This window comes from Paracraurococcus lichenis, assembly GCF_030657435.1.
GTDB lineage: Bacteria > Pseudomonadota > Alphaproteobacteria > Acetobacterales > Acetobacteraceae > Paracraurococcus > Paracraurococcus lichenis.
Genome location: NZ_JAUTWS010000053.1, coordinates 1 through 24,922 on the forward strand (window position 1 = coordinate 1; position 24,922 = coordinate 24,922).

General features: G+C 71.4%; 23 protein-coding genes and 1 pseudogene. 7 read left to right on the forward strand and 17 right to left on the reverse strand.

What is annotated here, in order from left to right; translation table 11 throughout:
• The 9 genes and pseudogenes from Q7A36_RS30030 to Q7A36_RS30070 all read right to left on the reverse strand — a co-directional run.
• Positions 1-316: FAD/NAD(P)-binding protein (locus Q7A36_RS30030; protein WP_305107470.1), on the reverse strand; the 316-nt coding region annotated here is incomplete at its 3' end.
• Positions 317-583: 267 nt separating this feature from the next.
• Positions 584-1,700, reverse strand: a pseudogene (locus Q7A36_RS30035) (O-acetylhomoserine aminocarboxypropyltransferase/cysteine synthase family protein).
• A 253-nt stretch (positions 1,701-1,953) separates the two neighbouring features.
• Positions 1,954-3,201 (reverse strand): ABC transporter substrate-binding protein, encoded by a 1,248-nt coding sequence (locus Q7A36_RS30040; protein WP_305107471.1) that lies wholly within the window; start codon positions 3,199-3,201, stop codon positions 1,954-1,956.
• Positions 3,202-3,274: 73 nt separating this feature from the next.
• Positions 3,275-4,696, reverse strand: coding sequence for an MATE family efflux transporter (locus tag Q7A36_RS30045; protein ID WP_305107472.1), 1,422 nt, complete (start codon positions 4,694-4,696; stop codon positions 3,275-3,277).
• Positions 4,693-5,202, reverse strand: a complete 510-nt coding sequence (locus tag Q7A36_RS30050) for a winged helix-turn-helix transcriptional regulator (protein ID WP_305107473.1) — start codon at positions 5,200-5,202, stop codon at positions 4,693-4,695. Before Q7A36_RS30050 ends, Q7A36_RS30045 begins: the two co-directional genes overlap by 4 nt.
• A gap of 91 nt (positions 5,203-5,293) precedes the next feature.
• Positions 5,294-6,547, reverse strand: a complete 1,254-nt coding sequence (locus tag Q7A36_RS30055) for a cytochrome P450 (protein WP_305107474.1) — start codon at positions 6,545-6,547, stop codon at positions 5,294-5,296.
• Between the two features lie 4 nt (positions 6,548-6,551).
• Complete coding sequence (locus Q7A36_RS30060) at positions 6,552-8,252, reverse strand: Dyp-type peroxidase (protein ID WP_305107475.1); 1,701 nt, start codon at positions 8,250-8,252, stop codon at positions 6,552-6,554.
• Positions 8,249-9,319 carry a hypothetical protein gene (locus tag Q7A36_RS30065; RefSeq protein ID WP_305107476.1) on the reverse strand — a complete coding sequence of 357 codons (1,071 nt, stop codon included), beginning with the start codon at positions 9,317-9,319 and terminating at the stop codon, positions 8,249-8,251. The genes Q7A36_RS30060 and Q7A36_RS30065 overlap by 4 nt, the downstream gene beginning before the upstream one ends.
• Positions 9,320-9,332: 13 nt before the next feature.
• Positions 9,333-10,064, reverse strand: coding sequence for a hypothetical protein (locus tag Q7A36_RS30070; RefSeq protein ID WP_305107477.1), 732 nt, complete (start codon positions 10,062-10,064; stop codon positions 9,333-9,335).
• Positions 10,065-10,302: 238 nt separating this feature from the next.
• Here Q7A36_RS30070 and Q7A36_RS30075 point away from each other — a divergent pair, with 238 nt between their 5' ends.
• From Q7A36_RS30075 to Q7A36_RS30090, 4 genes are all read left to right on the forward strand, one after another.
• The gene (locus tag Q7A36_RS30075) at positions 10,303-10,995 is read left to right on the forward strand and encodes a DJ-1/PfpI family protein (RefSeq protein WP_305107478.1); all 693 of its coding nucleotides are present in this window, start codon (positions 10,303-10,305) and stop codon (positions 10,993-10,995) included.
• 65 nt (positions 10,996-11,060) lie between these two features.
• Positions 11,061-11,450 carry a YbaN family protein gene (locus Q7A36_RS30080; protein WP_305107479.1) on the forward strand — a complete coding sequence of 130 codons (390 nt, stop codon included), beginning with the start codon at positions 11,061-11,063 and terminating at the stop codon, positions 11,448-11,450.
• 177 nt (positions 11,451-11,627) lie between these two features.
• Positions 11,628-11,819: a hypothetical protein gene (locus Q7A36_RS30085; RefSeq protein ID WP_305107480.1), complete on the forward strand. Its 192-nt coding sequence runs from the start codon at positions 11,628-11,630 to the stop codon at positions 11,817-11,819.
• Positions 11,820-11,972: 153 nt separating this feature from the next.
• Positions 11,973-13,172, forward strand: a complete 1,200-nt coding sequence (locus Q7A36_RS30090) for an MFS transporter (RefSeq protein ID WP_305107481.1) — start codon at positions 11,973-11,975, stop codon at positions 13,170-13,172.
• A gap of 7 nt (positions 13,173-13,179) precedes the next feature.
• On the opposite strand, the gene Q7A36_RS30095 is transcribed toward Q7A36_RS30090, so the two are convergent.
• The gene (locus Q7A36_RS30095) at positions 13,180-14,277 is read right to left on the reverse strand and encodes an LLM class flavin-dependent oxidoreductase (protein WP_305107482.1); all 1,098 of its coding nucleotides are present in this window, start codon (positions 14,275-14,277) and stop codon (positions 13,180-13,182) included.
• A 166-nt stretch (positions 14,278-14,443) separates the two neighbouring features.
• Here Q7A36_RS30095 and Q7A36_RS30100 point away from each other — a divergent pair, with 166 nt between their 5' ends.
• Complete coding sequence (locus tag Q7A36_RS30100) at positions 14,444-15,304, forward strand: isocitrate lyase/PEP mutase family protein (protein WP_305107483.1); 861 nt, start codon at positions 14,444-14,446, stop codon at positions 15,302-15,304.
• A gap of 53 nt (positions 15,305-15,357) precedes the next feature.
• On the opposite strand, the gene Q7A36_RS30105 is transcribed toward Q7A36_RS30100, so the two are convergent.
• Positions 15,358-15,792, reverse strand: coding sequence for a DoxX family protein (locus tag Q7A36_RS30105; protein WP_305107484.1), 435 nt, complete (start codon positions 15,790-15,792; stop codon positions 15,358-15,360).
• A 129-nt stretch (positions 15,793-15,921) separates the two neighbouring features.
• Between Q7A36_RS30105 and Q7A36_RS30110 the strand changes: the two genes are divergently transcribed.
• Both Q7A36_RS30110 and Q7A36_RS30115 read left to right on the forward strand, forming a co-directional pair.
• A complete protein-coding gene (locus tag Q7A36_RS30110; protein WP_305107485.1) occupies positions 15,922-16,860 on the forward strand; it encodes a LysR family transcriptional regulator in 939 nt (312 codons plus the stop codon).
• Positions 16,857-18,479, forward strand: coding sequence for a GMC family oxidoreductase (locus tag Q7A36_RS30115; RefSeq protein WP_305107486.1), 1,623 nt, complete (start codon positions 16,857-16,859; stop codon positions 18,477-18,479). Before Q7A36_RS30110 ends, Q7A36_RS30115 begins: the two co-directional genes overlap by 4 nt.
• 84 nt (positions 18,480-18,563) lie before the next feature.
• Here the strand turns inward: Q7A36_RS30115 and Q7A36_RS30120 are convergent, their stop codons facing one another.
• The 6 genes from Q7A36_RS30120 to nirB all read right to left on the reverse strand — a co-directional run bounded on the left by Q7A36_RS30120 (position 18,564) and on the right by nirB (position 24,916).
• Positions 18,564-19,373, reverse strand: a complete 810-nt coding sequence (locus tag Q7A36_RS30120; RefSeq protein ID WP_305107487.1) for an SDR family NAD(P)-dependent oxidoreductase — start codon at positions 19,371-19,373, stop codon at positions 18,564-18,566.
• 77 nt (positions 19,374-19,450) lie between these two features.
• On the reverse strand, positions 19,451-20,146 hold the full coding sequence (locus Q7A36_RS30125; protein WP_305107488.1) for an alpha/beta hydrolase: 696 nt from the start codon (positions 20,144-20,146) through the stop codon (positions 19,451-19,453).
• A 56-nt stretch (positions 20,147-20,202) separates the two neighbouring features.
• On the reverse strand, positions 20,203-20,346 hold the full coding sequence (locus Q7A36_RS30130; protein WP_305107489.1) for a hypothetical protein: 144 nt from the start codon (positions 20,344-20,346) through the stop codon (positions 20,203-20,205).
• Between the two features lie 15 nt (positions 20,347-20,361).
• Positions 20,362-21,846: a putative sulfate exporter family transporter gene (locus Q7A36_RS30135; RefSeq protein WP_305107490.1), complete on the reverse strand. Its 1,485-nt coding sequence runs from the start codon at positions 21,844-21,846 to the stop codon at positions 20,362-20,364.
• A 296-nt stretch (positions 21,847-22,142) separates the two neighbouring features.
• Complete coding sequence (locus Q7A36_RS30140) at positions 22,143-22,472, reverse strand: Rieske (2Fe-2S) protein (RefSeq protein WP_305107491.1); 330 nt, start codon at positions 22,470-22,472, stop codon at positions 22,143-22,145.
• A gap of 2 nt (positions 22,473-22,474) precedes the next feature.
• On the reverse strand, positions 22,475-24,916 hold the full coding sequence (nirB, locus tag Q7A36_RS30145) for a nitrite reductase large subunit NirB (protein WP_305107492.1): 2,442 nt from the start codon (positions 24,914-24,916) through the stop codon (positions 22,475-22,477).
• Positions 24,917-24,922: the final 6 nt, after the last annotated feature.

Sequence of the window (24,922 nt, forward strand, 5' to 3'; positions counted from 1 at the left end):
TTTGATGGCCTCCGTAGTAGGCGCCGAACAGGCGGCGCGGCACGAAACCCTGCGCCAGCAGCGCCTCGGCATCCGGCTGCCGCCGCAGCCAGTCGACGAAATGGTTGGGCTGGTCGTGGAAGGCGATCATCCGCGCCGCCGGCACGTTCAGCAGGTGGCTGGGGTTGCCGGTGGCATAGGCCTGGCCGCGCCCGAAGGCCGAATTGCGCTCGATCAGGGTGACCCGGATCGCTTCGGGACAGCAGCGCAGCAGGTGCAGCGCGAGCAGGGTGCCGCTGAATCCGGCGCCGACGATGGCGATGGTGGGCCGCGGCATTCTGGCTCCTCGAGGCAACGTGCGTTCTTGCCGTGAAAACTGAGTATTCATAATTTCAAGCACAATCTGAGCGTGAAATAAGAGGGCGCTGCGCGAGTGCATGGCCGCGAGAATAGATGGCCGGACCGTTAGGCCCCGGCCGAGGTAGGGGAGGAAACGCCGGTCATGTTGTCGCCTGATCACGCCTGCCTCGGCAGGCGCCTCCGCCGGCGACGGGCGGCGCTGCAGTCCGGACATCTCAGTCCGGGAATACGTCATCGCAAGGCGCTACTCCGCCGCGGCGCGCAGGCTGTCGCCGGCGGCATCCAGCGCCTGGCCAAGATCGGCCAGGATGTCGTCGATATGCTCGATGCCGACGGAAAGGCGGACATCGCCGGGCGAGACGCCGGTCGCGGCCTCGTCGGCCACCGAGAGCTGGCTATGCGTGGTGCTCGCCGGGTGGATTGCCGGGCTGCGCGAATCGCCGATATTGGCGACGCGGTAGAAGAGCTTCAGGGCATCGATGAAACGCCGCCCCGCCTCGGCGCCGCCGGAGAGCTCGAAGCCGACCAGGCCGCACTTGTGCTGCGGCAGGTATCGCGCGGCCCGTTCCGCCGCCTGGCCGGCCAGGTGCTTCGGGTGGATCACCGGGGGCACCTCCGGCCGCCCCGCCAGCCAATCCGCCACCGCCTCGGCATCGCGGCTGTGCTCGCGGATCCGCAGCAGCAGCGTCTCCAGTCCTTGCAGAACCAGGAAAGCGTTGAAGGGTGACAGCGCGGCGCCGAGGTCGCGCAGCAGCGTGGTCCGCGCCTTGAAGATATAGGCGATGGGGCCGAGTGGCTTGGCGGCCTCGACCCAGACCGCGCCGTGGTGGCTGGGGTCCGGGCGGTGCAGCGCCGGCTGGCATGCGGGATGGGTCGCCCAGTCGAAATTCCCACCATCGACGATGATGTCACCGATGCTGGTGCCGTGGCCGCCGATGCGAATGCACCACCATCGCGGCGCCGTGCTCGAAGGGCTTCACCAGCAGCGGTGCGGCGGCATTGTCGACGATCAGCGGAATGCCGAGCGGCCGGCCGAGCGCCGCCACCTCGGCGACCGGGAATGGCTCCGGCTTCGGGTTGGGCAGGGTCTCGGCATACCAGGCGCGGGTCGGGTCGTCTCTGGCGCGCAGGAAGGCCGCCGGGTCGGCAGGATCGACGAAGCGGACCTCGATGCCCTGGTCGCGCAGCGTGTTGGCAAACAGGTTCCAGGTGCCGCCATAGAGACCGGTGGAGGACACAATATTGTCGCCGGCATGCGCCAGGTTCTGCACCGCAAAGGCCGAGGCCGCCTCGCCGCTGGCGGCCGCCAGCGCCACGGCGCCGCCTTCCAGCGCGGCGATGCGCTGTTCCAGCACACCCATTGTCGGGTTGCCGACGCGGGTATAGACATCACCAAGCTCCCGCTCAGCCGTGAGGAGCCGGCCATGTCCCGGTTCGGGCCCGTGCGGGCCGCTCGTCAGCCCGGCCGCGCCACGCTCGGCATAGCGATGGTAGATGTCGAACACCCCGGTCGCGCTCAGGCCGGCCTGGGCGGCGATCTCACCACAGGTCAGGCCGGATAGGTCGGGCCGGCCTGGCGCAAGCCAATCATCTGGCGGCGGCGTTCCTCTTGCGCTACGCTCGCACCAGCGGGCAACCGCCCTGCTCTATCGGCCGGAAGGCCTGCTCCGCCGGCGTGGTCTGCAGCAGCTTGTAGTAGTCGAAGGGGCCGCGGCTCTCCTCCGGCCGCTTCACTTCAAATAGGTAGGCCGGGTGCAGCTTGCGCCCGTCCGCGCGGATGCGGCCGTGGCCGAAGGCGTCGTCGTCGGTCGGCATCGCCTTCATGCGCGCCACCGCCTCGGCGCCGCTCGCCTTCGCCGCGGCGACGCCCATGTCCTGCACCGCCTTCAGGTAGTGCAGCGTGCCGGCATAGGTCCCGGCATGGGTGCTGGCGATGGCCGGCGCCGGCCCGACCTGCTGCCGCAGCCGCGCGGTGAAGGCGCGGGTGCGGTTGTTGAGGTCCCAGTAGAAACTCTCCGTCACGATCAGCCCCGCCGCGGTCCTGAGGCCGAGCGAGTGGACCTCCGAGATGAAGAGCAGCAGGGAGGCGAGCCTGATGCCGCTCCGCGTCAGCCCGAACTCGGCCGCCTGCTTCACGCAGTTGGTGGTGTCGGTGCCGGCATTGGCCAGGCCAATCACCTTCGCCCGGCTCGCCTGCGCCTGCAGCAGGAACGACGAGAAATCCTGCGTGCCGGGAAAGGGCGTGCGCACGCTGCCGAGGATCTTCCCGCCCGCCGCGCGCACGAAGCCGGAGGTGTCGCGTTCCAGCGCATGGCCGAAGGCATAGTCGGCGGTGATGAAGAACCAGCTATCGCCGCCCGCCTGCACCGTCGCGCCGCCGACCGAGTTCGCCAGCATCCAGGTGTCGTAGGTCCAGTGCACCATGTTGGGCGAGCAGCCCTTGCCCGTCATGTCGGAGCTGGCGGCGGAGCTGTTCAGGTGGACCTTGTTCTTCTCCCGCACCAGGTCGTTGACCGCGAGGGCGACGGAGGACGTCGCGACATCCACCAGGGCATCGACGCCGTCGCGGTCGAACCACTGCCGGGCGATGCTGAGGCCGACATCCGGCTTGTTCTGGTGGTCGGCGGCGACGAGTTCGACGTTGAAGCCGCGCGGGCCGAAATCCTGGATCGCCTGCCGCACCGCGGCGACCGAGACGGCGCCCGTGACGTCGCGGTACATGCCGGACATGTCCACGGGCACGCCGAGCCTGATCGTATTCGTCGGACTGTTCGTCCCTTGGGCCTTGGCGCTGCGCCAGGGCAGGCCGCCCAGCGCCGGCGCGGCGGCCTTGAGCACGGTCCTGCGGTCGAGCTCCGTCATCGCCTGTCCTCCCTCATTGGCGGCCTCTCTGTCGGGCCGCCTGCACGGGGGGCAGGCTATTGCATCGGAATGCTCACGCGGAACCCCCGGCGTGGCGGAACCAGGCGCCGGAAGCGAGGACGCTGACGATCAGCGTGCCATAGGCGACCAGGGCGAGCGCGAGGGCGGCGAAGACCCAGGCGAGCGAGCCGGTCAGGACCAGCGCCGCCCAGCCGCCCAGGACCGCGATGGCCAGCCGCAGGGCGCCGGCCAGCAACGGCCAGAGCAGCCGCCCCGCGCCCTGCGAGGCGAAGTAGAGCGACAGGCCGAGGCCGAAGAAGCCATAGGCCGGCCCGACCACGCGGAGATAGGCGCTGCCCGTCTCGATCATCGCCGGGTCGGCGCCGAAGAGGCCGAGCCAAGCGGCGGGCCAGATCGCGGCGGCGAGGCCGATCGCCTCGGTCAGCAGGAAGGCCAGCGCGCCGCCGGTCAGCGCGATGCGCAGCGCCCGCCGGTTCTGCCCCGCGCCGATATTGGTGCCGACCAGCGCGACGAGCGGCGCGCCGAGGCCGAAGACCAGCGGGATCAGCAGGTATTCCAGTCGGTTGCCGGTGCCATAGCCGGCGATGGCATCCGGCCCGCCGGCGGCGCCGACCACGGCGGTGGTCAGCATGACCGTCAGCGTGGTCTGGAAGGTCGAGAGCGAGGCGACCGCGCCGACCTTGAGGATGTCGAGGAACAGCGCCGCCCGCAGCCTGGCGATCCGGAACCGCGCGATGCTGCGCCCCGTCACGACAGCCCAGCCGAGCAGCGCCGTGGTGAGCAGCGAGGTCAGCACGACAGCCCAGCCGGCCCCCGCGACGCCGAGCGCAGGGACGGGCCCGAAGCCGAAGATCAGCACCGGCGAGAGCGGGACGAGCAGCACCACGCCGAGCACCACGGCGAGCGAGGGCAGCATCATGTTCCCCGTGCCGCGCAGCACGCTGGCGAAGGCATTGTAGAGCCAGACCAGCACGGCGCCGGCGAAGACCACGTCGGAATAGGCGAGCGCGGCCTCGAGCGAGGCGCCCTCCCCGCCGAGGGCGCGGTAGAGCGCCGGGCCGAAGCCGATGACCAGCGCCGAGAAGAGCAGCCCGAGCGCGCCGTTGATGACGAGGGCGTGCAGCACCAGCGCATCGGCATCCTCGCGCCGGTTCGCGCCCAGCGCGCGGGCGATGGCCGAGGCGATGCCGCCGCCCATGGCGCCGCCCGAGAGCATCTGCATCATCATGAAGCCGGGGAAGACCAGCGCCATGCCGGCCAGCGCATCGGTGCCGAGATGCCCGACCCACCAGGTTTCGATCAGCCCGACCGAGGCCTGCGCCAGCATGACCAGCGTGTTCGGCCAGGCCAGGCGCAGCAGCGTCCGCAGCGGCGGTCCCTGCAGCAGCAGCCGCGTGCGCGGGTTCATCGCCGGCGCGGTCGGGGCCGGCGTCGCCGCGGGCATTGCGGGCCGGATCGGCGTCTCGGCGGTCATGGCGTCTTCCCTTCCGGGGCCGGCTGGCGGGGGCGCGCGAAGCGGCGGCGGGTCCGCTCGCCCGCGGCCGGTCCGGGGGCGAGGGTGAAGTCCGGCCCGTCGATCGGGCGAAGCGTGACGCGGTCCATCAGGACCGGCTCGGCCGGCGCGCCGGTGCGGGCATCGACGATCTGCACGGCGGCACCTTCCGGCGCGAAATGCCGGTTGCCCCAGGCCAGCATGGCGAGCAGCACCGGGCGGAAGTCCCGCCCGCGCGCGGTCAGGCGGTATTCGTGGCGCGGCGGCCGCTCGGAATAGGGGTGCTTCTCCAGCAAGCCGGCCTCGACCAGGGCGGCGAGGCGGCGGCTCAGCATGTTCGGCGCGATGCCGAGGCTCTCCTGGAATTCCTCGAAGCGGGTCATGCCGGCGAAGGCGTCCCGCAGGATCAGGATGCTCCACCACTCCCCCACCCGGTCGAGCGAGCGGGCGATCGGGCAGGGCATGTCGGCGAAGCTGGTCCGGCGCATGGCGGCAGGCTAGGCGGGGTCACTATCATCATGCAAGTAACTTCGCCGCAAAAAGGCCGGCACGGGTGGGCCCTGCCGGCCGGGCGGCGTGTCAGCCGAAGGCGACGGTCAGGTTCATCGGGAAGATGCCGAACTCCTCGTCCATGCGGAGGCGTCCTTCCGGCCCCGGGGCGCGGCGGAGGTTGGGCAGCTTCAGCACCGCCTTGCAGATCTCCGGCACCATCACCCGGTTCATGTAGAGCCCGAAGCACTCATGCATGCCGTAGCCGAAATGCATGTAGCTGTAGTCCGGCCGGTCCGTGCGGAACTGCCAGGAGCGCGGCACCCGGCGCCCGTCGAACATGGCCGAGCGCGTGGCCGCCATGACGAAGGCGCCCTTCGGGATGGTCCGCGCCCGCCAGTTGCCGGCCGCGACCCGGTAATCCTCCTCGCAATTCCGGAACAGGCCGGGGGTGAGCGGGAAGAAGCGCGAGGCCTCGAAGACGTAGCGGGAGACCGCTGCGTCGTCATCGGCCCGCGCCGCCGCCTGCGCCTCCCGCAACTGTTGTGGCCGGTCGAGCAGGATGTCGAAGAGCTGCGGGATGACCATCGGCGCCTGCGGCAGCGCGCCGACGATCAGGCCGATGAGGTTGTTGCGGATCTCGCGGTCGGAGAAGCCCTCGGTGCCCATGTCCTGGAAGCGCAGGCAGCGCTCCAGGATGTCGTCCTGCTGTCCGCGCGCCTGCTTGCGGGCGGCGATGGCCTCCTCGACATAGGCGCGCAGGTCGGCGGCGAGCCGCGCGGCCGGCGCCGCCTTCGCCGGGTCGTTGGCGATATCGGCGAACATCCAGCCGAAGAGCCAGCGCACCTGGTCGGAGAACTGCGTCACCGACCGGCCCGGCGTGCCGAAATAGGCGCCGAAGAAGCGGGTGGTGACGTCCTGCGTCAGTTCCATCGCCAGGTCCAGCCGGCCGCCCGGCAGGGCGCGCTGCACCGCCTCCGCCGTCAGCCGCGCGACCTCCGGCTTCACCCGCGACAGCGCCTCGCCGCGCGGGGCGGTCATGCGCATGTTGGTCCTGTCGCGGGTGTAGTTCGGCTCGTCCTTCATGCCGAGGAAGATGTTGTCGCCGTCCATGATGACGGCAATCTTCGGCGCATAGGTGACGTTGAAGACGTTGGGGCGCTGCAGCACCTCCTGCACGTCGTCGTAGCGCGTCACCAGCGCATAGGTCCGCCCCTTCCAGGGGACCACCAGGATGGGGAGGGTGTTCCTGAGCAGCAGGAACCCCCAGTCCATCTTGCTCTTCAGCGCGTCGAGCAGCTTGGAGCCGCTGCTCTTCGGCGCGGTCGCGACCCGGGCGTCCATCGGCTCAGGTCGGATCGATTTCGCCCGTCGCGATCATGCGCAGGGCGTTCATGCTGGGAATGAAGAAGTAGTCGCCGCCGCGGACCACGACGTATTGCTGCATGTCCTGCGCCACGAAGGGCATGGCGCCATTCGTGCCGTCCGCGGGGATCACGAATTTCGCGGCCTGGTCGCGGTTGCCGACGATCGGGCATGTGTCGTTGCCGCTCTCGAAGTCCAGGCCGTATTGCACCCATTGCTGCTGGATGAACTCGAACTGCCGGAACAGGCTGGTGCAGAGCGCCATGATGAAGACGCCGTGCTCGTCCTCGTCCCGCTCGCTGCACTCGCCATAGGGCAGGCCGCGGCGCAGGATCCGCCGGCGGTTCACCAGGGTGGAGGTGCTGGAGGTCACCTGCCCCTTGGCGTCGCGGTCGGGCTGCGGGTCGAGCATGTCGCGCGGATTGGCGCGGCGCATATGGGCGCCGAGCGGGCATTTCCGGCCCTGCGGGTCGTCGGTGTAGCGGAAATTGCGCAGCACGGCGGTGCCGTCGATCCGCGCCAGCTCGGCCTTGTAGGCCAGCCATTCCGCCGGACCCTGCAGGACCTCGCCCTTCTGCCGCTTCAGCATCATCGGGTAGTCCTTCAGGATGTCGAGCATCTCCCGGTAGGTCGGCGCCACCGTCAGCGGCACGCCGGACCGCCAGCGCCCCACCATCTTCGCCTTCAGCGTCTCCAGCGCCTCCTCCTCGGAGGCGAGGTTGGCGACGCGCCGGTAGAGGGCGGCGTAGTCCCGCATCTGCCGATGGAAGGTGCCGGTGTTCTGGTGCAGCTTGCGCAGCGCCATGAAGGTGCCGTTGCGCATGAACTGATAGGGGACGGAGGCCATCGATTCCTCCTGCCCCTCGCTCGGGTAGCCGAAGAGGAATTCGCCGGCGGCGAGCGGCTTCCAGCTTGCCTGGCCATAGGGCCCGGGCATCAGCTTGCCGTCGCCGATGACCTCGACCGCCTCCTCCTTCTCCTCGTACTGGCCGGTGAAGACCGGGTCGCCGATGCCGTCCATGAAGCCGAAATGCTCGTCCGGCGTCGGCATCGGGCGGCCGGTGACGGGGTCGCGCACCATCCTGGTGCAGCTGTCCTGCCATTCGCCCTGGCCATCGCGGCCATGGCCCTTCAGCAGCAGGACCTTGTCCTTGGCGTGCGGGTTCTCCGTCAACGCCTTCAGCCAGGTGGTCCAGACCTCGAGCTCGTCGACCGGCGTGCCCTCGATCTCCTTGGCCTGGGCATTCAGCGCCACCCAGATATGGGTCCGCCTGCCATGCGGCAGGTTGGCGTCGCGCCAGACCGGATCCCATTCGGCGGGGTCGCTGCCATGCAGGTCGCCCAGGATGTGCTTGCGGCAGGCCATGCCCTCGATGAACTCGTCCGGCATGCCGCGCAGCGTCGCGGTCGGCAGGTCGAGCGCGCAGAGCCCGGCATAGGTGAAGGCGACATTCACCGTCACCAGCGGCTTCACCTTGGTCACGCCGGGCCTGTTTTCGGTCTTGCTGCTCTTCCAGGGCTCCGCCGTGGTCACATAGGCCCGGAGCTGGTCGACGAACCAGCGGCCGGCATCGCCTTCGCCTTCCTCGATATGGAAGAGGAAGTAGCGCGCATAGGGGAAGCCGTAGCGTCCATAGGGGCGGGTGATGTTGCCCTGGATGTCGTGCAGGTCGAGCTCGCTCATGCCTTGGCTCCCTTCGGCAGCGCGTATTCGGGCAGGCGGATCAGGCCGGGCGCCTGGGTCGGGCCGGCGGTCTCGGCGGGCTTCTCGTCCCTGAGGAAGGCCTTGAAGGCGGCCAGCAGCGGGGCGGGCTCGGCGCCCTGGTTGGCGATGGCGAAATCGACGAAGCGCTGCTGCACATAGAGCGCCTTCAGCACCTCCGGCAGGCCGGCGCTGCGCGGCAGCGGCTTCGGCCCCTGCGTCATGATCTTCCGGTAGAGGCTGTAGAGCCAGGCCGCGGCGCCGGCGAGCAGCAGCGGCACCACCAGCAGGCCCCAGCGGGAGACGGTGCCGAGGAACCGCTCCACCCCGCCCTCCGGCAGGAAGGCGGCGCCGAGGATCGATACCAGCCAGAGCCCGACGAGGCCGGCCAGCAGCTTGGCGCCGGTCTTGATCGCGCCGATCGGCACCGGCAGGTCCGGCCGCAGCTTCGCCAGCACCCCGGCGAGCTCGGCCGGCTCGTAGGGGTAGTAGTCGTTGAAGGGCATGGTCGTCTCGACCCGGCACAGCCGCACATAGGCCTCGAAGCCCTCGGCCGAGTTCACCGCCTCGAAGCCGTGGCAGTTTGAGAAGACGTCGCGCAGCTCCGCCTGCATCGTGTTCCACAGCGTGTGCGTGATGTCCTGCAGCGGGTCCGGGTGGTCCACCAGGGCACCGCCGCGCCCTGGCACCTGCCGTACGTCGAAATCCGCGGCGAATAGCAGGTAGGGCATGGTGAGCCGGTCCACCGGCTGGTGCACCAGCGGGTCGACGCCGCCCAGCTTGCTGACCAGCGTGTCGCCGTTCTCCCGCCCATTATAGGGCTGGTCGTCGATGATCACGAAGCGCGCCAGATGAGTCATGGTGTTGCGCGCGAAGGGGCTGCCCGGCGCGACGCCGCGCGAATTCGCCGTGACCTCCGAATTGGGCAAGGAGGAGAGGACGGTCTGCAACCGCTGCCGGTAGGAGCAGCCGAACTCGCCCTCGACCGCGCCGACCTTCACCGGCGCGAGCATGGTCAGGAAGTAGTGGCCGGTCTCGATATCGGGCATGGCACGTGCCTCCTCAGCCTGCCGCCGCCTGGTCGGGCGGCGCGGATTGCGTGGAAGGCGCGCCGGGGAAGGGCGCGGCCCAGGCGGGGTCCTTCGACTTGCGGAGGAAGTCGGCCTTGCGCGCATCCGCCCGCTCGGTGGCGACCGAGGCGGAGGGCGCATAGCCATGGCTGCCGAGCGCATTCTGCAGGTCGCCCTCGATCATCGCGCGGCGATAGGCCGCGGCGAAGGCCGCCGCGTCGTTGCCCTCGGCGACCTTGGTCAGGTCCGCGATCGCCGACTGGATGCGCAGCGCGCGCTTGATGTCCCGCTGCGCCGCGCCCGGCGTGGCGTTGTAGTAGTAGGAGGTGTCGATCTGGTTGTGCGTGATGTAGGCCTTGAAATCGGCGATCGGGATCGAATGCGGGTATTTCGTGCTGGCATACCAGAAGAGGTCGAGGCCGGAGGGGATGCCGTCGGCGAAGGCGTCGATGTACTGGTCCCAGGTGCCGTTGAAGTTGCTGAGGAAGAGCATGTAGTCGTTCCGCATGCTCTGCTTCAGCTCGGGCTGGCCGAGATCCGGCCACTGGTCGCGGCGGATGATGACCCAGCGCGCGAAATGGATGAGCTTGAGCCCGAGCAGGCCCAGGAGCTGCGTCGGCTGGCTGCGCGACAGCATGAAGAGCGCGACCTGCACCCAGGTCCAGCGCGGCTTCATCGGCGTCAGCACGTTCATCGCATAGGCTTTGCCGGCGATATTCGACATCGGGGTCCTCCCGCCCGGCGCCATCGAAGGGGTGGCGCCGTCCGGCGAACCGTGCCTCGCGGGGAAATGAGTAACAAGGAATGATTCAGGGAAACCTGTGCGCGACCGCACAAGGCGATGCCGGAGCCGCCATTGGCATCCCCCGGGAGGCGACCAGCCTTGCCCGGTGCCGCCGGGAGGCTTCGCCCCGCCGCCGCGCCATGGCAGCATCCGCGCCCGTGTCCGGAGGACCGCCCGCATGACCAGCCCGCTCCGTATCGGCTTCCTGCTCTTCCCGCGGCTCACCCAGCTCGACTTCACGGGGCCTTTCGAGGTGCTGGGCCGCCTGCCGGGGGCGGAGGTGCGGACGCTGTGGAAGCAGGCCGGGCCGGTGCGGTCCGATACCGGCCTCGTCATCCTTGCCGATACGGCGCTCGCCGATTGCCCGCAGCTCGACCTGGTCTGCGTCCCCGGCGGGCCGGGTGTCGCGGCGCTGATGGAGGACGAGGAGGTGCTGGCCTTCCTCCGGCGCCAGGCGGCCGGGGCGCGCTGGGTCACCTCCGTCTGCACCGGCGCGCTGGTGCTGGGCGCGGCGGGGCTGCTGCGCGGCCGGCGCGCGACCACGCATTGGGCGAGCCACGACTTCCTCGCCGTCCTCGGCGCCATCCCGGTGCAGGCGCGGGTGGTCCGCGACGGCAACCTGCTCACCGGCGGCGGCGTGACAGCCGGGATCGACTTCGCGCTGACCATCGCGGCCGAGATCGCGGGCGAAGCGGCGGCGCAGGCGATCCAGCTCGGCATCGAATATGCACCGGCGCCGCCCTTCGCGGCCGGGCACCCCTCCATCGCACCCGCCGCGGTTCTGGAGGCCGCGCGCGATCGCGGCGCCGGCATGCGGGCGGAGCGCGAGGCGCTGGTCGCCCGCGTCGCCGCCCGGCTGGCCGCGGCCTGACCGCCCGGATGCAGGACGCCCGGACTCCGCCGGCAGGGCCGCCCTCGCGCGGGCCGAACCGGTGGATGCTGCTCGGCCTCGGCTATCTGTGCCTGGTGCTGGCCGCGATCGGCGCGGTGCTGCCGGTGATGCCGACCACGGTCTTCCTGATCGTCGCCGCCTGGGCCTTTGGCCGTGCCAACCCGCAGCTTCGCGCCCGGCTGCGCGCGCATCCCCGCTTCGGCGCGACGCTGCGGCACTGGGAGGACCACGGCAGCATCAGCCCGCGCGCCAAGCGCGCCGCGCTGCTCGGCATGGCGGCGGGCTGGCTGATGGTGACGCTGGTCTTCCGCAACCTGCTGGCCTCCGGCCTCGCCGGCGCTTGTCTGCTGGCGGTCGCGGCCTATGTCCTCAGCCGGCCGTCGCAGCCGAGGGCCGCGCCGCTGCCGCCGGAACCGGTTCCCGGCCCGCGCTGAGCCATGGCGTCGGCGCACCCCACCCCTGCGCCCGGCGCGGGACACGGTGCCGAAGGCTGGACGGCAATTGGCCGCCCGCGCTCCCACATGGGGGGAGTCGCTGGTTCTCCCCTCGAGACCGCTTGTTTATGGCACGGCCCGGCCCCGCGCGGGGCCGGAACCGCAGGATATTCCCCCATGGCCCACGCACCGACCAAGACCGATACGACCACCCTCGCCGATGCCGCCCGCGTCGAGGAGGAGGTCGCCTACCTCGCCAAGCGGCACCGCATCAGCCCCGCCATCGTGCGGGAGATCATCCGCCGCCTCGGCTCCTCCGAGCGCAGCGCTGTCGAGCGCGAGATCAAGCGCGGCCAGGCGCGGCGCTAGAGCATTCCCACGCTGACCGTGCAGCGTGGGAATGCTCTAGGCTTTTGATTTGCAGAGCAGATTCACGCCTCCGAGCGTTTCCACTCTGCGGCGATCTGCCCTGACGCGCCGGGCCCGGTTGCCCGGGCGGGCGGCGCGCCGCATACCGCGCAGATGCCCTCCGATCCCGCCGGCCCCGGGCCGCGCGCCGATGCGGGTTCGACCCGCCGGCTCATCCTCCTGCTCGGCCTGTCCTCCTTCTCGGGCGCGCTGAGCGGGCGGGTCACCGACCCCTTCGTCACCACCATCGCGGCCGAGTTCGCCACCACGGCGGACCAGGCCGCGCTGCTGGCGACCGTCTTCGCCGTGCCCTTCGCCGCCATCCAGCCCATCCTGGGCCCGGTCGGCGATGCGCTCGGCAAGAAGCGCATCATCCGCGTCGCCCTCCTCCTGCTCTCGGTCTTCGCCCTGCTCGCGCCGCTCGCCCCCGATCTCGGCACGCTGATGCTGCTGCGGGCGCTGACCGGCATGGCGGCCGGCGGCGTGATGCCGCTGACGCTGGCGACGGTGGCGGATGCGGTGCCGATCGCCGAGCGGCAGGTGGCGCTGAGCCGCGTGGTGGTCTTCGCCATCGCCGGGCAGATCGGCGGCGGCGCGCTGGCCGGCGTGCTGGCGCCCTTCCTCGGCTGGCGGGGCGTGCTCGGGCTCTGCGGCGCGGTCGCGCTGGCGGCCTCGGCGCTGCTCTTCCTCATCCCCTTCGGCGGCCCGCCGGAGCCGCGCCGGCGCTTCGCCCCGGCCAAGGCGATCGAGCGTTACGGCATGATCCTGCGCCTGCCGGCGGCGCGCCTGCTCTACGCCTCGGTCTTCATCGAGGGGCTGCTGGTCTTCGGCACCTTCCCCTGGCTGGCGCCGGTGCTGGAATCGCGCGGCCTCGGCGGCGCGGCCAGTGCGACGCTGGAAGCGGGGCTGGCGGTGGCGGCCTTCGGCTGCGGCGGCTTCGTCTATGCCGCGCTGGCCCGGCCGATGCTGGCGCGGCTCGGCCAGTCGCGCATGGTGCGCCTCGGCGGCGTGATCGCCGGCCTGGCGCTGCTGGGCTTCGCCGTCGCGCCCTTCGCGGTGCTGTTCATCGCCGCCGGGCTGGTGCTTGGGACCGGCTTCTACATGATCCACAACAGCATCCAGACGCGGGTGACGGAGGTGGCGCCGGAAGCGCGCGGCTCCGCGGTCGCACTGCATGCCTGCCACTTCTTCGGCGGCCAGTCGCTGGGCCCGGTGCTGGTGGGCCTCGCCATCGGCGGCTTCGGCGCGCCGGCGGCCTTCGCGCTCGCCGCCGCTGGCATCTGCGCGCTCGGCGTCCGGCTCGGCCGGCGCTGAGCGACGGCTACTCCGCCGCCTGCCGCGCGCTCGGCTTGCCCCAGGACTTCAGCACCGGCAGTACCTCCTTGGCGAAGAGCTTCAGGCCGCGCTCCGCCACGGCCATCGGCGTGCCGCCGAAGCGGAAGGCGACGTTCAGCTCGAAGGTCCCCAGAAGCTCCCGCCGCTTCTCGAGGCCGCGCAGGATCCTCTCCGGCGTGCCCCAGCTCGCCGCCTGCATGAAGCCCTTCACCGCGCCTTCCAGGCCGCCCGCCTTGCGCGCGAGATCCGCCTTCTGCTGGTAGGAGTCATAGCCCTTCACACTGGCAAAATGCTCGCCCAGGAACTCGTAGTGGTGGAAATTGCTCTCCACGAACTTGCCCTGGTAGCGGGTGGCCTCCTCCTCGCAGCGCGCATCGTCCTCGCCGCAGATGACGAACTCCGTCATCATCAGGGTCGGCGGCTCGGTGCCGTGGTACTGGCGGTGGAGTTCCCGGCCGCGCTCGATGACCGGCAGCCGCATCTCCCAGGGCCGGTCGGCGAACATCACCATATGCGCGCCGAGCTTGGCCGCGGAGTTCACCGAATCCTCCGAGGACGCGACGGCATAGATCCGGCCGTCGAAGCTGTGCTGCGGCCGCGGCCGCAACTCGGTCCGCGGCTGCCTGTAGAACTTGCCCTCGCCCTCGATGAAGCCGGTCTTCAGGGCGTTGATGATCATCGGCGCCGCCTCGTCGAAGCGCTCGCGCGATTCGTCCATGCTGAGGCGGAAGGCGGCGAATTCGCGCCGCGCCAGGCCGCGGCCCATGCCGAAGCGCAGGCGCCCGCCGCTCAGCATGTCGAGCACCGCGGCATTCTCGGCGACGCGCAGCGGGTCGTGCCAGGGCAGGATGACCGCGGCGGTGCCGACATCGATATGCGGGTGCTTCGCCGCCAGCCAGGTCATCAAATGCAGGTTGTCGGGGACGAAGGAGTAGTCGGCGAAGTGGTGCTCGGCCGACCAGAGGCAGTCGAAGCCGAGATCGGCGGCCAGCGAGGCGAGGCGCAGCTCCTCCTCCCAGACCTCCTTGTCGGAGACACCCTCCCAGCCATAGCTGGAGAAGATCATCATCATGCCGACATCCATGGCACGTCTCTCCCATGTTCCGGGGCCTGCCATGGCCTGATGGCGGCCGCGCTTGCTTGGACCCGGGGAGGCTAGACCCCTTCCGCGCCCCGGTTCAACCGAGGCCCCTGGCCACCCGGCGCCGGTCGCCTATCCTGCGGTCCGGAACGAGATCGAGAGGACCGCCATGACCCCGCCCGACCGCCTGCGCGCGCTGCTGGCCGAACCAGGCTTCGTCACCATGCCCGCGGTCTGGGATGGGTTGAGCGCGAAGCTCGCCGCCGCGGCCGGGTTCCGCACCGCTTTCCTCTCCGGCTCCTGCGTCGCCGCGAGCCGGCTGGGCGGGCCGGACCTCGACCTCATCTCCTTCGGCGAGATGTTCGACAGCTTCACAATGGTGCGCAACGCGGCGCCGGAGACGCTGGTGCTGGCGGATGGCGACCATGGCTATGGCAATGCCATGAACGTGCAGCGCACGGTGCGCGCCTATGGCCGCGCCGGCGCCGCCGCCATCCTGATCGAGGACAAGATCACCCCGCGGGAGCTGACGGCGGCCGGCAAGCCCTGCCTGCCGCGGGAGGAGGCGCGGATGAAGATCCGCGCCGCCGTGGAGGCGGCGAAGGAGAGCGGCATCCTGATCCTCGCCCGCACCGATTGCCGCCCGACCCAGGGGATCGACGAGGCGGTCGCGCGCATCGAGGCCTTCGCGGCGGAGGGCGCCGACATCTTCCTGCTCGACAGCCCGCAGGACGAGGCGGAGATGCGCCGCGCGGTCGAGGCGACGGGCGGCAGGCCCTCCTTCTCCGTCCTCTCGCCCGGCGGCGCCCGCGCCACGCCGACGGCGGCGGAGGCAGCGGCGCTGGGCTTCAAAATCGGGACCTTCCCGACCGGCATGCTCTCCCCGGCCGCCGCCGGCATGAAGGCGGGGCTCGCCGCGCTGCAGGCCGGGAAGTCCGAGTCCGAGAGCGCCCTGCCGCCGGCCGAGCTGCGCGCGACGCTCGGCTATGGCGACTACGACGCGGCGGCGAAGCGGTTCCGCCTCGCATGACCAGGGCGGCGGCGGCCTGACCGCCGCCGGTCAGCACGGTGCCCGCCCGGGGATCAGGCAGTGGCGACGGCGCGGCGGCTGCCCAGCAGGCGCCGCGGGTCGAGGGCGTAAGCGCCGGCGCCGAGCCCGGCCTGCACCAGAAGGGCCAGCGTCCAGAAGGCCGGGAACTCCCAGCCGCCGCCCTTGCCGGCGAACATCCAGCCATTGCCGCTGTGCTGCAGCGTCGCGCCGAGCAGGATCGGCAGGAAGAGCAGGCTGACCGGCCGCACCCAGACGCCAAGGATGAGGGCGATGCCGCCCAGGACCTCCGCAAAGGCGACGACGGCGCCGAAGACCGGCGGGTAGCCGATGGAGGCGAAGTAGCCCATGGTGCCGGCCAGCCCGAAGGTGCCGAGCTTCAGCAGCGCGCCATGCGCCAGGGCCAGCGTGCCCAGGCCGAGGCGCAGCAGCAGGGCGGCATAGGGGGTGGTCGTCTTCTCGTCGATCATGGGGCTCTCCTTCGGTCCGCTGCGGCATCCCTGCCGCGATGCGGGGAGAGTGCCGGCGCCGCCGGCCCGCTTCCAACGCGGCTCCGGAACGGCGATCATCACGCCGGTGAATGACGCACGGGCGGGCGAATGGCCGAGCTGGGCAACCTGGACCTGAACCTGCTGCGCGTCTTCGACGCGGTGGCGCGGGAGCGGCACGTGACCCGGGCGGCGGAGAGGCTGCACCTCTCGCAGCCCGCCGTGTCCAACGCGCTGTCGCGGCTGCGCGCGGCGCTGGGCGACGAGCTCTTCCTCCGCCGCCCCGGCGGCGTCGAGCCGACCGAGCTGGCGCAGAGCCTGGCCGGGCCGATCGCCGAGGCGCTGGACCGGCTGCAGGACACGCTGGCCGCCCGCGCGCCCTTCGACCCCGCGACCGCCGAGCGCGTCTTCGCCGTGGGTTTTTCGGAGTATGCCGAGGCCGTGCTGGCTCCGCCGCTGCTGCAGACCATGGCGCGGGAGGCGCCGGGCTGCCTGCTCGCCATCGCCCATGCCGACCGGGTGAACTGGGAATCGCTGCTCGAGAGCGGCCAGGCCAGCCTCGCGGTCGGCGTGCTGCCGGAGCCGCCGGCGCTCTACACGCGGCTGCGCCTGCTGCCGGAGGCCTTCTGCACCCTGATGCGGCCGGGCCATCCGCTGGCGACGGGCGATCTCACGCTCGAGCGTTTCGTCAGCGTGCCGCATGTCCTGCACTCGCCGAACGGCTCGCGCGACGGCGCGCTGGATGCGGTGCTGCGGGAGGCAGGGCATCCGCGCCGGCTCGGCGCGGTGGTCGCGCATCTCTCGGCGGTGCCGGAGATCCTGCAGCGGACCGACATGGTGATCACGCTGTCCTCCCGCCTCGCCTCGCAGCTTGCGCTGGTGCACCGGCTGGTGCTGCGCGAGCCGCCCATCGAGACGAAGCACACGCGGCTGTCGCTGATCTTCCACCGGCGCTTCGAGGCCGATGCCGGCCATGCCTGGCTGCGCCGGCTGATCCTGGCCATCGCGCGGGACGTGGCGCCGGCCAACCTGGAGCCGCCGCCGGCATGAGCGAGTTCGACTACGTCGTGGTGGGCGGCGGCAGCGCCGGCTGCGTGCTGGCGAGCCGCCTGTCGGAGGGCGGCGCGACCGTCGCGCTCATCGAGGCGGGCGGGCCGGACCGGCATCCCTGGATCCACATCCCGGCCGGCTATGCGAAGATCCTGACCCATCCGCGCCTGACCTGGGGCTACCGGACGGAGCCGGATGCCGGCACGGGCAACCGGGCGCTGGACTATCCGCGCGGGCGGGTCTGGGGCGGCAGTTCCTCGATCAACGGCCTCGGCCATGTGCGGGGGCATCCCAGCGACTACGACCTCTGGGCGCAGAAGGGTTGTACGGGTTGGGGCTGGGACGATCTGCTGCCCTACTTCCGGAAGCATGAGTCGTTCGCAGCGGGCGGCGAAGGGCGCGGCACCGGCGGGCCGCAACCGGTGGAGCACCTGGCCGAGGTGCCGCCGGTGGTGGCGAAGCTGGCCGAGGCGGTGCGGGCGATCGGCCTGCCCGTGCAGGCCGACATGAACGGGCCGGAGCGCGAGGGTTTTTCCACCTTCCAGCAGACCCGCCAGGGGCGCCGCCGGGTCAGCGCGGCGCGCGCCTATCTGGTGCCTTCGATGCGGCGGCCGAACCTGCGGGTGATCGACCATGCGCTGGCCTTGCGGATCATCGTGGAGGAGGGCCGCGCCGCCGGCGTCGCCATCCGCCGCGGCGGGGCGGAGGAGGTGGTGCGGGCGCGGCGGGAGGTGGTGCTGAGCGCGGGCGCCATCGGGTCGCCGCAACTGCTCATGCTCTCGGGGATCGGGCCCGGCGGGCACCTCGCCGCGCTCGGCCTCCCGGTGCTGCGGGACATGCCGGGGATCGGGGCGAACCTGCAGGACCACTACATCGTCCGCCTGGGCTACCGCCTGGCGGAGCATCGCTGGTCGGCCAACCGGCGCATCGCCGGCTGGCGCCTGCCGCTGGAGGTGCTGCGCTGGGCGGCGCGCGGCGACGGCGTGCTGACCTGGTCGCCGGGCATGTTCAGCCTCTTCGCCCGCACCGCGCCTGGGCTGGAGGCGCCGGACATCCAGATCAATGGCGGGCCGGTCTCCTGGGCGGAGGAGGCGGGCAGCGGGCGCTGGCCGTCCCTGCGGATCGGCCTGCCCGAGGCGCAGCCGGGCCTGACGCTGGGCGTCTGGCAGTGCCGGCCGGAGAGCCGCGGGACGGTCACGCTGGCCTCGCCCGACCCCGCTGCGGCGCCGCGCATCGCGCCGCGCTACCTGGCGACGGAGGGCGACCGGACCTGCGTGCTGCGCGGCCTGCGGCTGGCGCGGCGCTGGCTCTCGGCGGCGCCGCTGGCCGGGATCGTGACCGGGGAGACGCGGCCGGGCCCGCGGGCCGAGACGGATGCGGACCTGCTCGACTTCGCCCGCGAGACCGGCGGGACGGTCTACCACCCCTGCGGCACCGTGCGGATGGGCGGCGACCCGCTCGCGCCGCTGGATGCGCGGCTGCGGCTGCGCGGGGTCGCCGGGCTGCGGGTGGTGGATGCCTCGGTCTTCCCCGACATCCCGGTCTGCAACATCAACGCGACGGTCCTGAGCGTCGCCGAGAAGGCGGCGGACCTGATCCACGAGGACGCGCGGGGATAGAGAAGGGGGGTCTCGAAGGGGGACTTCGCCCCCTTCGCGGGGTCCGGGGCAGCGCCCCGGGATGGCTGAAGCGCCGGCTGCCGGCTACTGCACCCCCTCCGGCAAGGCTGCGATCGCCGTCGCCCCGGCATCCACCGGCACGATCGCGCCGGTCATCCAGCGGCTGTTGCCGCCGCAGAGGAAGGCCACCGCCGCGCCGACATCCCAGCCGCTGCCCTCCACCTGCAGGATGCTGCGCCGGCGCCGCGCCTCCCGCTTCTCCGCCGACATGCCGCCCTGCTGCACCATGGGCGTATAGACCATGCCGGGGCAGATGCAGTTCACCCGGATGCGGTCCTTGGCGTGGTGCACCGCCATGGCGCGGGTCATGTTCACCACCGCGCCCTTGCTGGTGGGGTAGAGCAGCGAAGGATGTCCGCCCCGCAACCCGGCGACCGAGCCGATATTGACGATGGCGCCGCCGCCCGCGGCGCGCATGGCCGGCACGGCGTATTTCGCCATCAGCATCATGGAGGTGACGTTCACCAGCAGGCCCTGCGCCCATTCCTCCGGGTCCACATCCTCGGCGGTGCCCTTGGGGCCGCCGATGCCGACATTGTTCACCAGCGCGTCCAGCCTTCCCCAACGGCTGGTCGCGGCCTCGACGATGCGCCGGCAGTCCGCGGGCTTCGTGACGTCGCCTTCGACGACGATCGCCTCGCCGCCCTCGGCCTCAATCATGCGCCGCGTCTCCTCGGCCCAGTCCACCATGCTGTCGGCGCAGACCACGCGGGCGCCGGCGCGGGCCAGCAGGATGGCGGCGGCGCGGCCATTGCCCACGCCCTCCCCGGGGCGGGAGCCGGCGCCGGTGACGATGGCGACCTTTCCCTTCAGGTCCTCGGCGATGCCGGTCATGGGCGTTTCCTCCTCCATTGGGTTGGAGGGATGGTCGCATTCGCGGGGCGGGCGCTCAACCGGGCGCGCTGCGTCCGTCAGTTCGCCATCAGGAAGGCCAGCGCGGTGACGGCGATGTCTTCCGGCACCTCGTGCCCGCCCTCGAACTCCCGGTAGATCAGCGGGTAGCCGGACTGCCGCAGCTTCGGCACCAAGCGGCGGCTGCAGACATCGATGTTCAGCACCCGGTCCCGCGTGCCGTGGCTGAGGAAGAGCCGCGGCCGCCCCTCCAGCCGCGTGGGCGCGACGAAGCCGGGCGAGAAGGCGAGGGCATGCGTGAAGAGGTCGCGGTTCATCAGGGCGAGCGAGAGCGCATAGGAGGCGCCGTCGGAGAAGCCGGCGATGGCGACGCGCCTCGGGTCCACCGGCCAGGCGGCGAAGACGCGCGCCAGCGCCGCGTCGATCCGCGCGACGTCGGGGCCGTAGCCCGCGTCCAGGATGTCCCAGCTTCGCCCGAGGCTGTCCGGCAGCACGACCAGGGCGGCATCGGCGATGGGGGCGATGCGGCGGAGCGCACGGGCGGCATCGCCGGTCGCGCCGTGCAGCATGACGATCAGCGGCAGCGGGCCCGGCGCGGCCGCCGCCGGCACGCGCAGCAGGCCATCCCGGCCGCCGCCCAGGCCGAGCGGATACTGGCCCGGCGGCAGCGGCCAGCGCGCGCCGGGCTCCGGCGCCGGCCCCGGCCGGGCGGCGATGATGCCCGCCGCATGGTCCGCCGTGACCGTCTGCTCCATCGGGCGATCCTCCCGCCCGTCAAGCTGGGATGCGGGACCGCCCGGGGCAAGCCGCGTCAGCCGACCGGGAAGAGCCGGCTGACCACGGCCAGCACCGCCAGCAGCCCGATGCCGATACCGAGGCTCCAGCCGATCAGCTTCTTCTCGATCGGCAGCAGCGGCTCGTGCGCCAACCCCTCGCGCAGGTCCTTGTCCGACATGTCCATGCCCTCCGGTCAGGCCGCCAGCGGCGGGGTGACGCCGCCGAAGAAGAGCCAGGAGATCAGCAGCCCCACCCAGATCACGAAGCCGAAGAGGCAGACGACATAGACCGCCGCCAGCCGGCCGATGCCCGCCGCCCAGAGCTTCCGGAAATCCGAAAGCACCCCGATCGAGAAGAAGGTCAGGATGAAGAAGAGGACGCGGAAGGTATTGGCCTCGGCGATGCTCGCCGCGAGCCGCGGCTTCAGCGCGGGGTCGAGGCCGAAGGCCAGCGCCAGGCCGATGGCGAAGGTGAGGAGGAAGCCCAGGATGAATTTCGGGAAGCGCTGCCAGATCTCGATGGGCCGCGCCCGCTCGCCCGGGACCTTGTTGATGTGGTTGGTCCAGATATAGGCGAGGATGAAGGCCCAGACGCCGATGAAGACATCGATGAAGATCTTCACCGCCGCCGTGGTGCCGAGGATCCAGCCCGGCTCGTAGCGCACGCCTTCGGCGGCGTTGCGCGCCAGCAGCAGCGCCTCCGTGATGCCGCCGGCCGCGACCGCGGCGCCGTCGGTCTTGACCGCGAGGCCCATCCAGGCCGCGGCCACCAGCGGCTCATGCGAGAGGAAGGCCTGGGCGAGGAAGGGGAGGATCAGCACCTCGACGACCGCGAAGACGACGACGAGGGAGGAGACGAGGACGGGCACCATCGGCCGCGCCCGGATCGCCCCGCCCGTGGCGATCGCCGCCGCCACGCCGCAGATGGAGATGCCGGAGGCGAGCGGCACCGCGTATTCGCGGGTGAAGCCGAACCAGCGCCGGGCGACGTAGTACACGACGGCCCAGTAGATCAGGTAGGCCTCGATGATGGCGGCGACGCCGCGCAGCAGGATGGCGGAGGCGAAGTTCAGCCGCCCCGCGACGGTCACTGCGAGGAAGCCGCCCAGGATGACGATGGCGATCTTGATGAAGAGCTCGGGCCGGATCGCCTCCTGCAGCCAGGCCGCCAGCCGCGGGAAGACATTGGCGATGACGAGGCCGGCGGCCAGCGCCAGGATGAAGCCGCCCTCATTGGTCAGCCGCAGCGACCAGCCGATGCCGAAGCGCGCGAACTCGGCCGGGGTGACGGCGGCGACATGGGCGTTGCTGCCGAGGAACCAGGCACCGTAGGCAAGGGCGAAGACCAGGGTGAAGGCGAGGGCGAAGCGCCCGGCATGGCCGCCGAGCGCCGCGACGCCGGCGCCGAGCACGACCAGCAGCGCCGCCCAGGTCGCCAGCAGTGCGCCCGCCCCGCCGAGCCAGGCATAGGCCTTGTTGACCGGGGCGAGGGCGCCGGCCGGATCGGTCCAGAGGCTCGTCGTCACCACCCAGCCCAGCAGGTCGGGCCCGGTCAGGCCGGCCAGGGCCATGGCGAAGACCAGCAGGCCGAGCAGCGCGGCCAGCCAGTCCTCCGTCAGCAGGGGGCGGCGCGCCGCCGCGGCCTCCGCCCCTCCCGTTGCAAGCGCCGCCTCGCTCATCCGCCTCTCCTTCCGCCGCGCCGGCCAGGGCCGATGCCGCGCGGTGAACGCGGGAAACAGGCGCCGGTAGGGCCGGCTTGCGGCATGAATACCACAAGCCGTGTAGTTTTAAGGTCGGAATATGGCGAAGACAATCGTCCATTGGAGGAATGCACGCATGTTGATAGGGTATGGCGGTCGCCCGCAGCCGCGGCCAGGCGATGTCCCGGGACATCCGCCGCCATCCGGGATGACGCTGCCGGCCGCGGCGCGCCGGACGCGTCGCCCGAGGATCGGCCGGAACGCCGCCCGGAGGCTCAGCCCGCCAGCGCCGCGTCCGTCACGGCGAGCAGCACCGTCCCGTCCTCCCGCAGCCGCACGGGATAGGTCCGGATGTCGCAACTGCCCGTCAGTTCGCGCCCGGTCGCCAGGTCGTAGACCCTTTCGTGCAGCGGGCAGATCACGGTCGTGCCGCCGATCAGCCCATCGGCCAGCGGCCCGCCCTTGTGCGGGCAGGCGGCCGAGGTGGCGAAGACCGCGCCGGCGCGGGTGTGGAAGACGGCAATGCGCTCGCCATCCAGCTCGAAGGTCCGGCCCTCGCCCGGCGGGATATCCGCCAGGCGGCCGAGGATGCGCTCTGCCTGCATGCTCACTCTCCTGCCGGGATGAGGGAGGCGAAGCGCGTCGCCTCCTCCGCCTCGATCAGCGCGCCCCAGGGATCGAGATAGGCGTCGACCGACTCCTGCATCGCCGCATCCAGCCTTGCGCCGATGCCCTCGCTGTCCTCCACCACCACGGCGCGGACGCGCTCGATGCCGATGCGCTCGATCCAGGTATAGGTGCGCTCCTTGTACTTCGCCTCCTCGCGGTAGTACTGCATGAAGCGGCCGCCGATCAGGATCGCCTCCTCCTGCGAGGCGACGGTGCAGAGCAGGTCGCCCTTGCGGACATGCGAGCCGCCGGCGCCGCCGACATAGATCTCCCATTTGCCGTCGCCGACCGCGACGAAGCCGACATCCTTGATCAGCGCCTCGGAGCAGTTGCGCGGGCAGCCCGCGGTCGCCAGCTTCATCTTGTGCGGGCTGTCGATGCCCTTGAAGCGGTCCTCGACCTTCTGCGCCAGCGCCATGCTGTCGCCGAGGCCGAAGCGGCAGAAATCCGTCCCGACGCAGGCCTTGCACGTCCGGTAGGTCTTGCCGTAGGCGTGGCCGGAGACGGTGCCGAGCGCCGCCCAGACCGCCGGCAGGTCCTCCTTCCGCACGCCGAGCAGGTCGATGCGCTGCCCGCCCGTCACCTTCACCAGCGGGACCTTGAAGCGCTCCGCGACCTCGGCGATGCGGCGCAGCTCGGCCGGCGTCGTCGCACCGCCCGGCATGGGCGGCACGACGGAGAAGGTGCCGTCCTTCTGGATATTGGCGTGGATGCGCTCGTTGATGAAGCGCGCGTCGGGCTCGGGGAGGTATTCGCCCTTCCACACCACGGCGAGGAGCGAGGCCAGCGCCGGCTTCGAGCCGGCATCCTCGAGCCCGCCGCCGAGCGCGCGGAAGACGGCGGAGACCGATTTCAGCCCCTGTGCGCGGATCGCCTCGATCAGCTCGGGCTTGCGCAGCGGGATGGTCGGCACGTACCAATGGACGGAGGGATCCTCCTCCACCTCCCCGCCCGCGAACCAGGCGACGAGGTCGGAGACGAGCCCCTTGCAGGAGCCGCAGCCCTTGCCCGCCCGCGTCGCATTCATGACGGCGGCGAGGCTGCGCTGCCCGCCCGCGACGCATTGCCCGATGGCCGCCTTGCTGACGCCGTTGCAGTTGCAGACCTGCGCCTCGGCCGGCATCTCGTCCAGCGTCACCTTCTGCGGCGGCGCGCCGAGGTCGAAGAGCAGGGAGAGCCGCTCCTCCGGCAGCGGGCTGTCGCGGTCGAAGGCCTGCATGAGATAGGCGGCCTTGCTGATGTCGCCCATCAGGATGCCGCCGATCAGCCGCCCGTCGCGCACGATCAGCTTCTTGTAGGTGCCGCGCGCGGGCTCGCTGAACTGGATGATCTCGTCGCGCTCCTCGGACGGCTCGGTCACGCCCATGGAGGCGAGCTCGACGCCCATCACCTTCAGCTTGGTGGCGAGCTTCGAGCCGTGATAGGCGGCGTCGCGGTTGGCCTCCGTCACATGCTCGGCGAAGACCTTCGCCTGGTCCCAGAGCGGCGCGACCAGGCCATAGACCCGGCCGCGATGCTGGGCGCATTCGCCGACGACATAGATGTGCATGTCGTCCACTGCGCGCATGTGGTTGTCCACCACGATGGCGCGCTCCACCGTCAGCCCGGCGCGCAGCCCGATCTCGGCATTCGGCCGGATGCCGGCGGCGACCACTACGATCTCGCAGTCGAGCGTGCTGCCGTCCTTGAAGGCGAGGCCGGTGACGCGCTCCTCGCCCAGCACCTGGGCGGTGGACTTGCCGACATGGACGGTGATGCCCATGCCCTCCATGGTCTTCTTCAGGATGGCGCCGCCCTGGGCGTCGAGCTGCTGCTCCATCAGGTGACTGGCCAGGTGGATGACATGCACCTCGCAGCCATGGTGCAGCAGGCCGCGCGCGGCCTCGAGCCCGAGCAGCCCGCCGCCGATCACCGCCGCCTTGCGGTCGCGGCCGGCGGCCGCGGCGATGCCCTCGCAATCGTCGATGGTGCGGAAGCCGAAGACGCCGGGCTTGAGCTGCCGCTCGCCGAGGAAGATGCCGGGGATGGGCGGGATGAAGGCACGGCTGCCGGTGGCGATCAGCAGCACGTCGTAGGAGGCCCGCCTGCCGTTCGCCGCCCGCACCACCTTGGCATAGCGGTCGATCTCGACGACCGGCGATCCGGCATGCAGGATGATGCCGTTCTCCGCATACCAGTCGAGCGGGTTGAGGAAGATCTCGCTGCTGTCCTGGATGCCGCTCAGGATGTTCGACAGCAGGATGCGGTTGTAATTGCCGTAGGGCTCCTCGCCGAACATGGTGATGTCGAACATGTCGGCGCCGCCGCGGGCCAGCACCTCCTCCACCGCCCGCGCGCCGGCCATGCCATTGCCGATGACGACCAGTTGCCGCTTTGCCATGCGCCG

Excerpts from the sequence above, each read along its gene's own strand:
- Q7A36_RS30055 (WP_305107474.1), bottom strand. The coding sequence starts at position 6,547 with ATGGACGCCCGGGTCGCGACCGCGCCGAAGAGCAGCGGCTCCAAGCTG.
- Q7A36_RS30105 (WP_305107484.1), bottom strand. The coding sequence starts at position 15,792 with ATGATCGACGAGAAGACGACCACCCCCTATGCCGCCCTGCTGCTGCGC.
- Q7A36_RS30060 (WP_305107475.1), bottom strand. The coding sequence starts at position 8,252 with ATGAGCGAGCTCGACCTGCACGACATCCAGGGCAACATCACCCGCCCC.
- Q7A36_RS30075 (WP_305107478.1), top strand. The coding sequence starts at position 10,303 with ATGACCAGCCCGCTCCGTATCGGCTTCCTGCTCTTCCCGCGGCTCACC.
- Q7A36_RS30095 (WP_305107482.1), bottom strand. The coding sequence starts at position 14,277 with ATGGATGTCGGCATGATGATGATCTTCTCCAGCTATGGCTGGGAGGGT.
- Q7A36_RS30070 (WP_305107477.1), bottom strand. The coding sequence starts at position 10,064 with ATGTCGAATATCGCCGGCAAAGCCTATGCGATGAACGTGCTGACGCCG.
- Q7A36_RS30140 (WP_305107491.1), bottom strand. The coding sequence starts at position 22,472 with ATGCAGGCAGAGCGCATCCTCGGCCGCCTGGCGGATATCCCGCCGGGC.
- nirB (WP_305107492.1), bottom strand. The coding sequence starts at position 24,916 with ATGGCAAAGCGGCAACTGGTCGTCATCGGCAATGGCATGGCCGGCGCG.
- Q7A36_RS30080 (WP_305107479.1), top strand. The coding sequence starts at position 11,061 with ATGCTGCTCGGCCTCGGCTATCTGTGCCTGGTGCTGGCCGCGATCGGC.
- Q7A36_RS30090 (WP_305107481.1), top strand. The coding sequence starts at position 11,973 with ATGCCCTCCGATCCCGCCGGCCCCGGGCCGCGCGCCGATGCGGGTTCG.
- Q7A36_RS30045 (WP_305107472.1), bottom strand. The coding sequence starts at position 4,696 with ATGACCGCCGAGACGCCGATCCGGCCCGCAATGCCCGCGGCGACGCCG.
- Q7A36_RS30130 (WP_305107489.1), bottom strand. The coding sequence starts at position 20,346 with ATGTCGGACAAGGACCTGCGCGAGGGGTTGGCGCACGAGCCGCTGCTG.
- Q7A36_RS30040 (WP_305107471.1), bottom strand. The coding sequence starts at position 3,201 with ATGACGGAGCTCGACCGCAGGACCGTGCTCAAGGCCGCCGCGCCGGCG.
- Q7A36_RS30110 (WP_305107485.1), top strand. The coding sequence starts at position 15,922 with ATGGCCGAGCTGGGCAACCTGGACCTGAACCTGCTGCGCGTCTTCGAC.
- Q7A36_RS30135 (WP_305107490.1), bottom strand. The coding sequence starts at position 21,846 with ATGAGCGAGGCGGCGCTTGCAACGGGAGGGGCGGAGGCCGCGGCGGCG.
- Q7A36_RS30125 (WP_305107488.1), bottom strand. The coding sequence starts at position 20,146 with ATGGAGCAGACGGTCACGGCGGACCATGCGGCGGGCATCATCGCCGCC.
- Q7A36_RS30115 (WP_305107486.1), top strand. The coding sequence starts at position 16,857 with ATGAGCGAGTTCGACTACGTCGTGGTGGGCGGCGGCAGCGCCGGCTGC.
- Q7A36_RS30050 (WP_305107473.1), bottom strand. The coding sequence starts at position 5,202 with ATGCGCCGGACCAGCTTCGCCGACATGCCCTGCCCGATCGCCCGCTCG.
- Q7A36_RS30120 (WP_305107487.1), bottom strand. The coding sequence starts at position 19,373 with ATGACCGGCATCGCCGAGGACCTGAAGGGAAAGGTCGCCATCGTCACC.
- Q7A36_RS30085 (WP_305107480.1), top strand. The coding sequence starts at position 11,628 with ATGGCCCACGCACCGACCAAGACCGATACGACCACCCTCGCCGATGCC.
- Q7A36_RS30065 (WP_305107476.1), bottom strand. The coding sequence starts at position 9,319 with ATGCCCGATATCGAGACCGGCCACTACTTCCTGACCATGCTCGCGCCG.
- Q7A36_RS30100 (WP_305107483.1), top strand. The coding sequence starts at position 14,444 with ATGACCCCGCCCGACCGCCTGCGCGCGCTGCTGGCCGAACCAGGCTTC.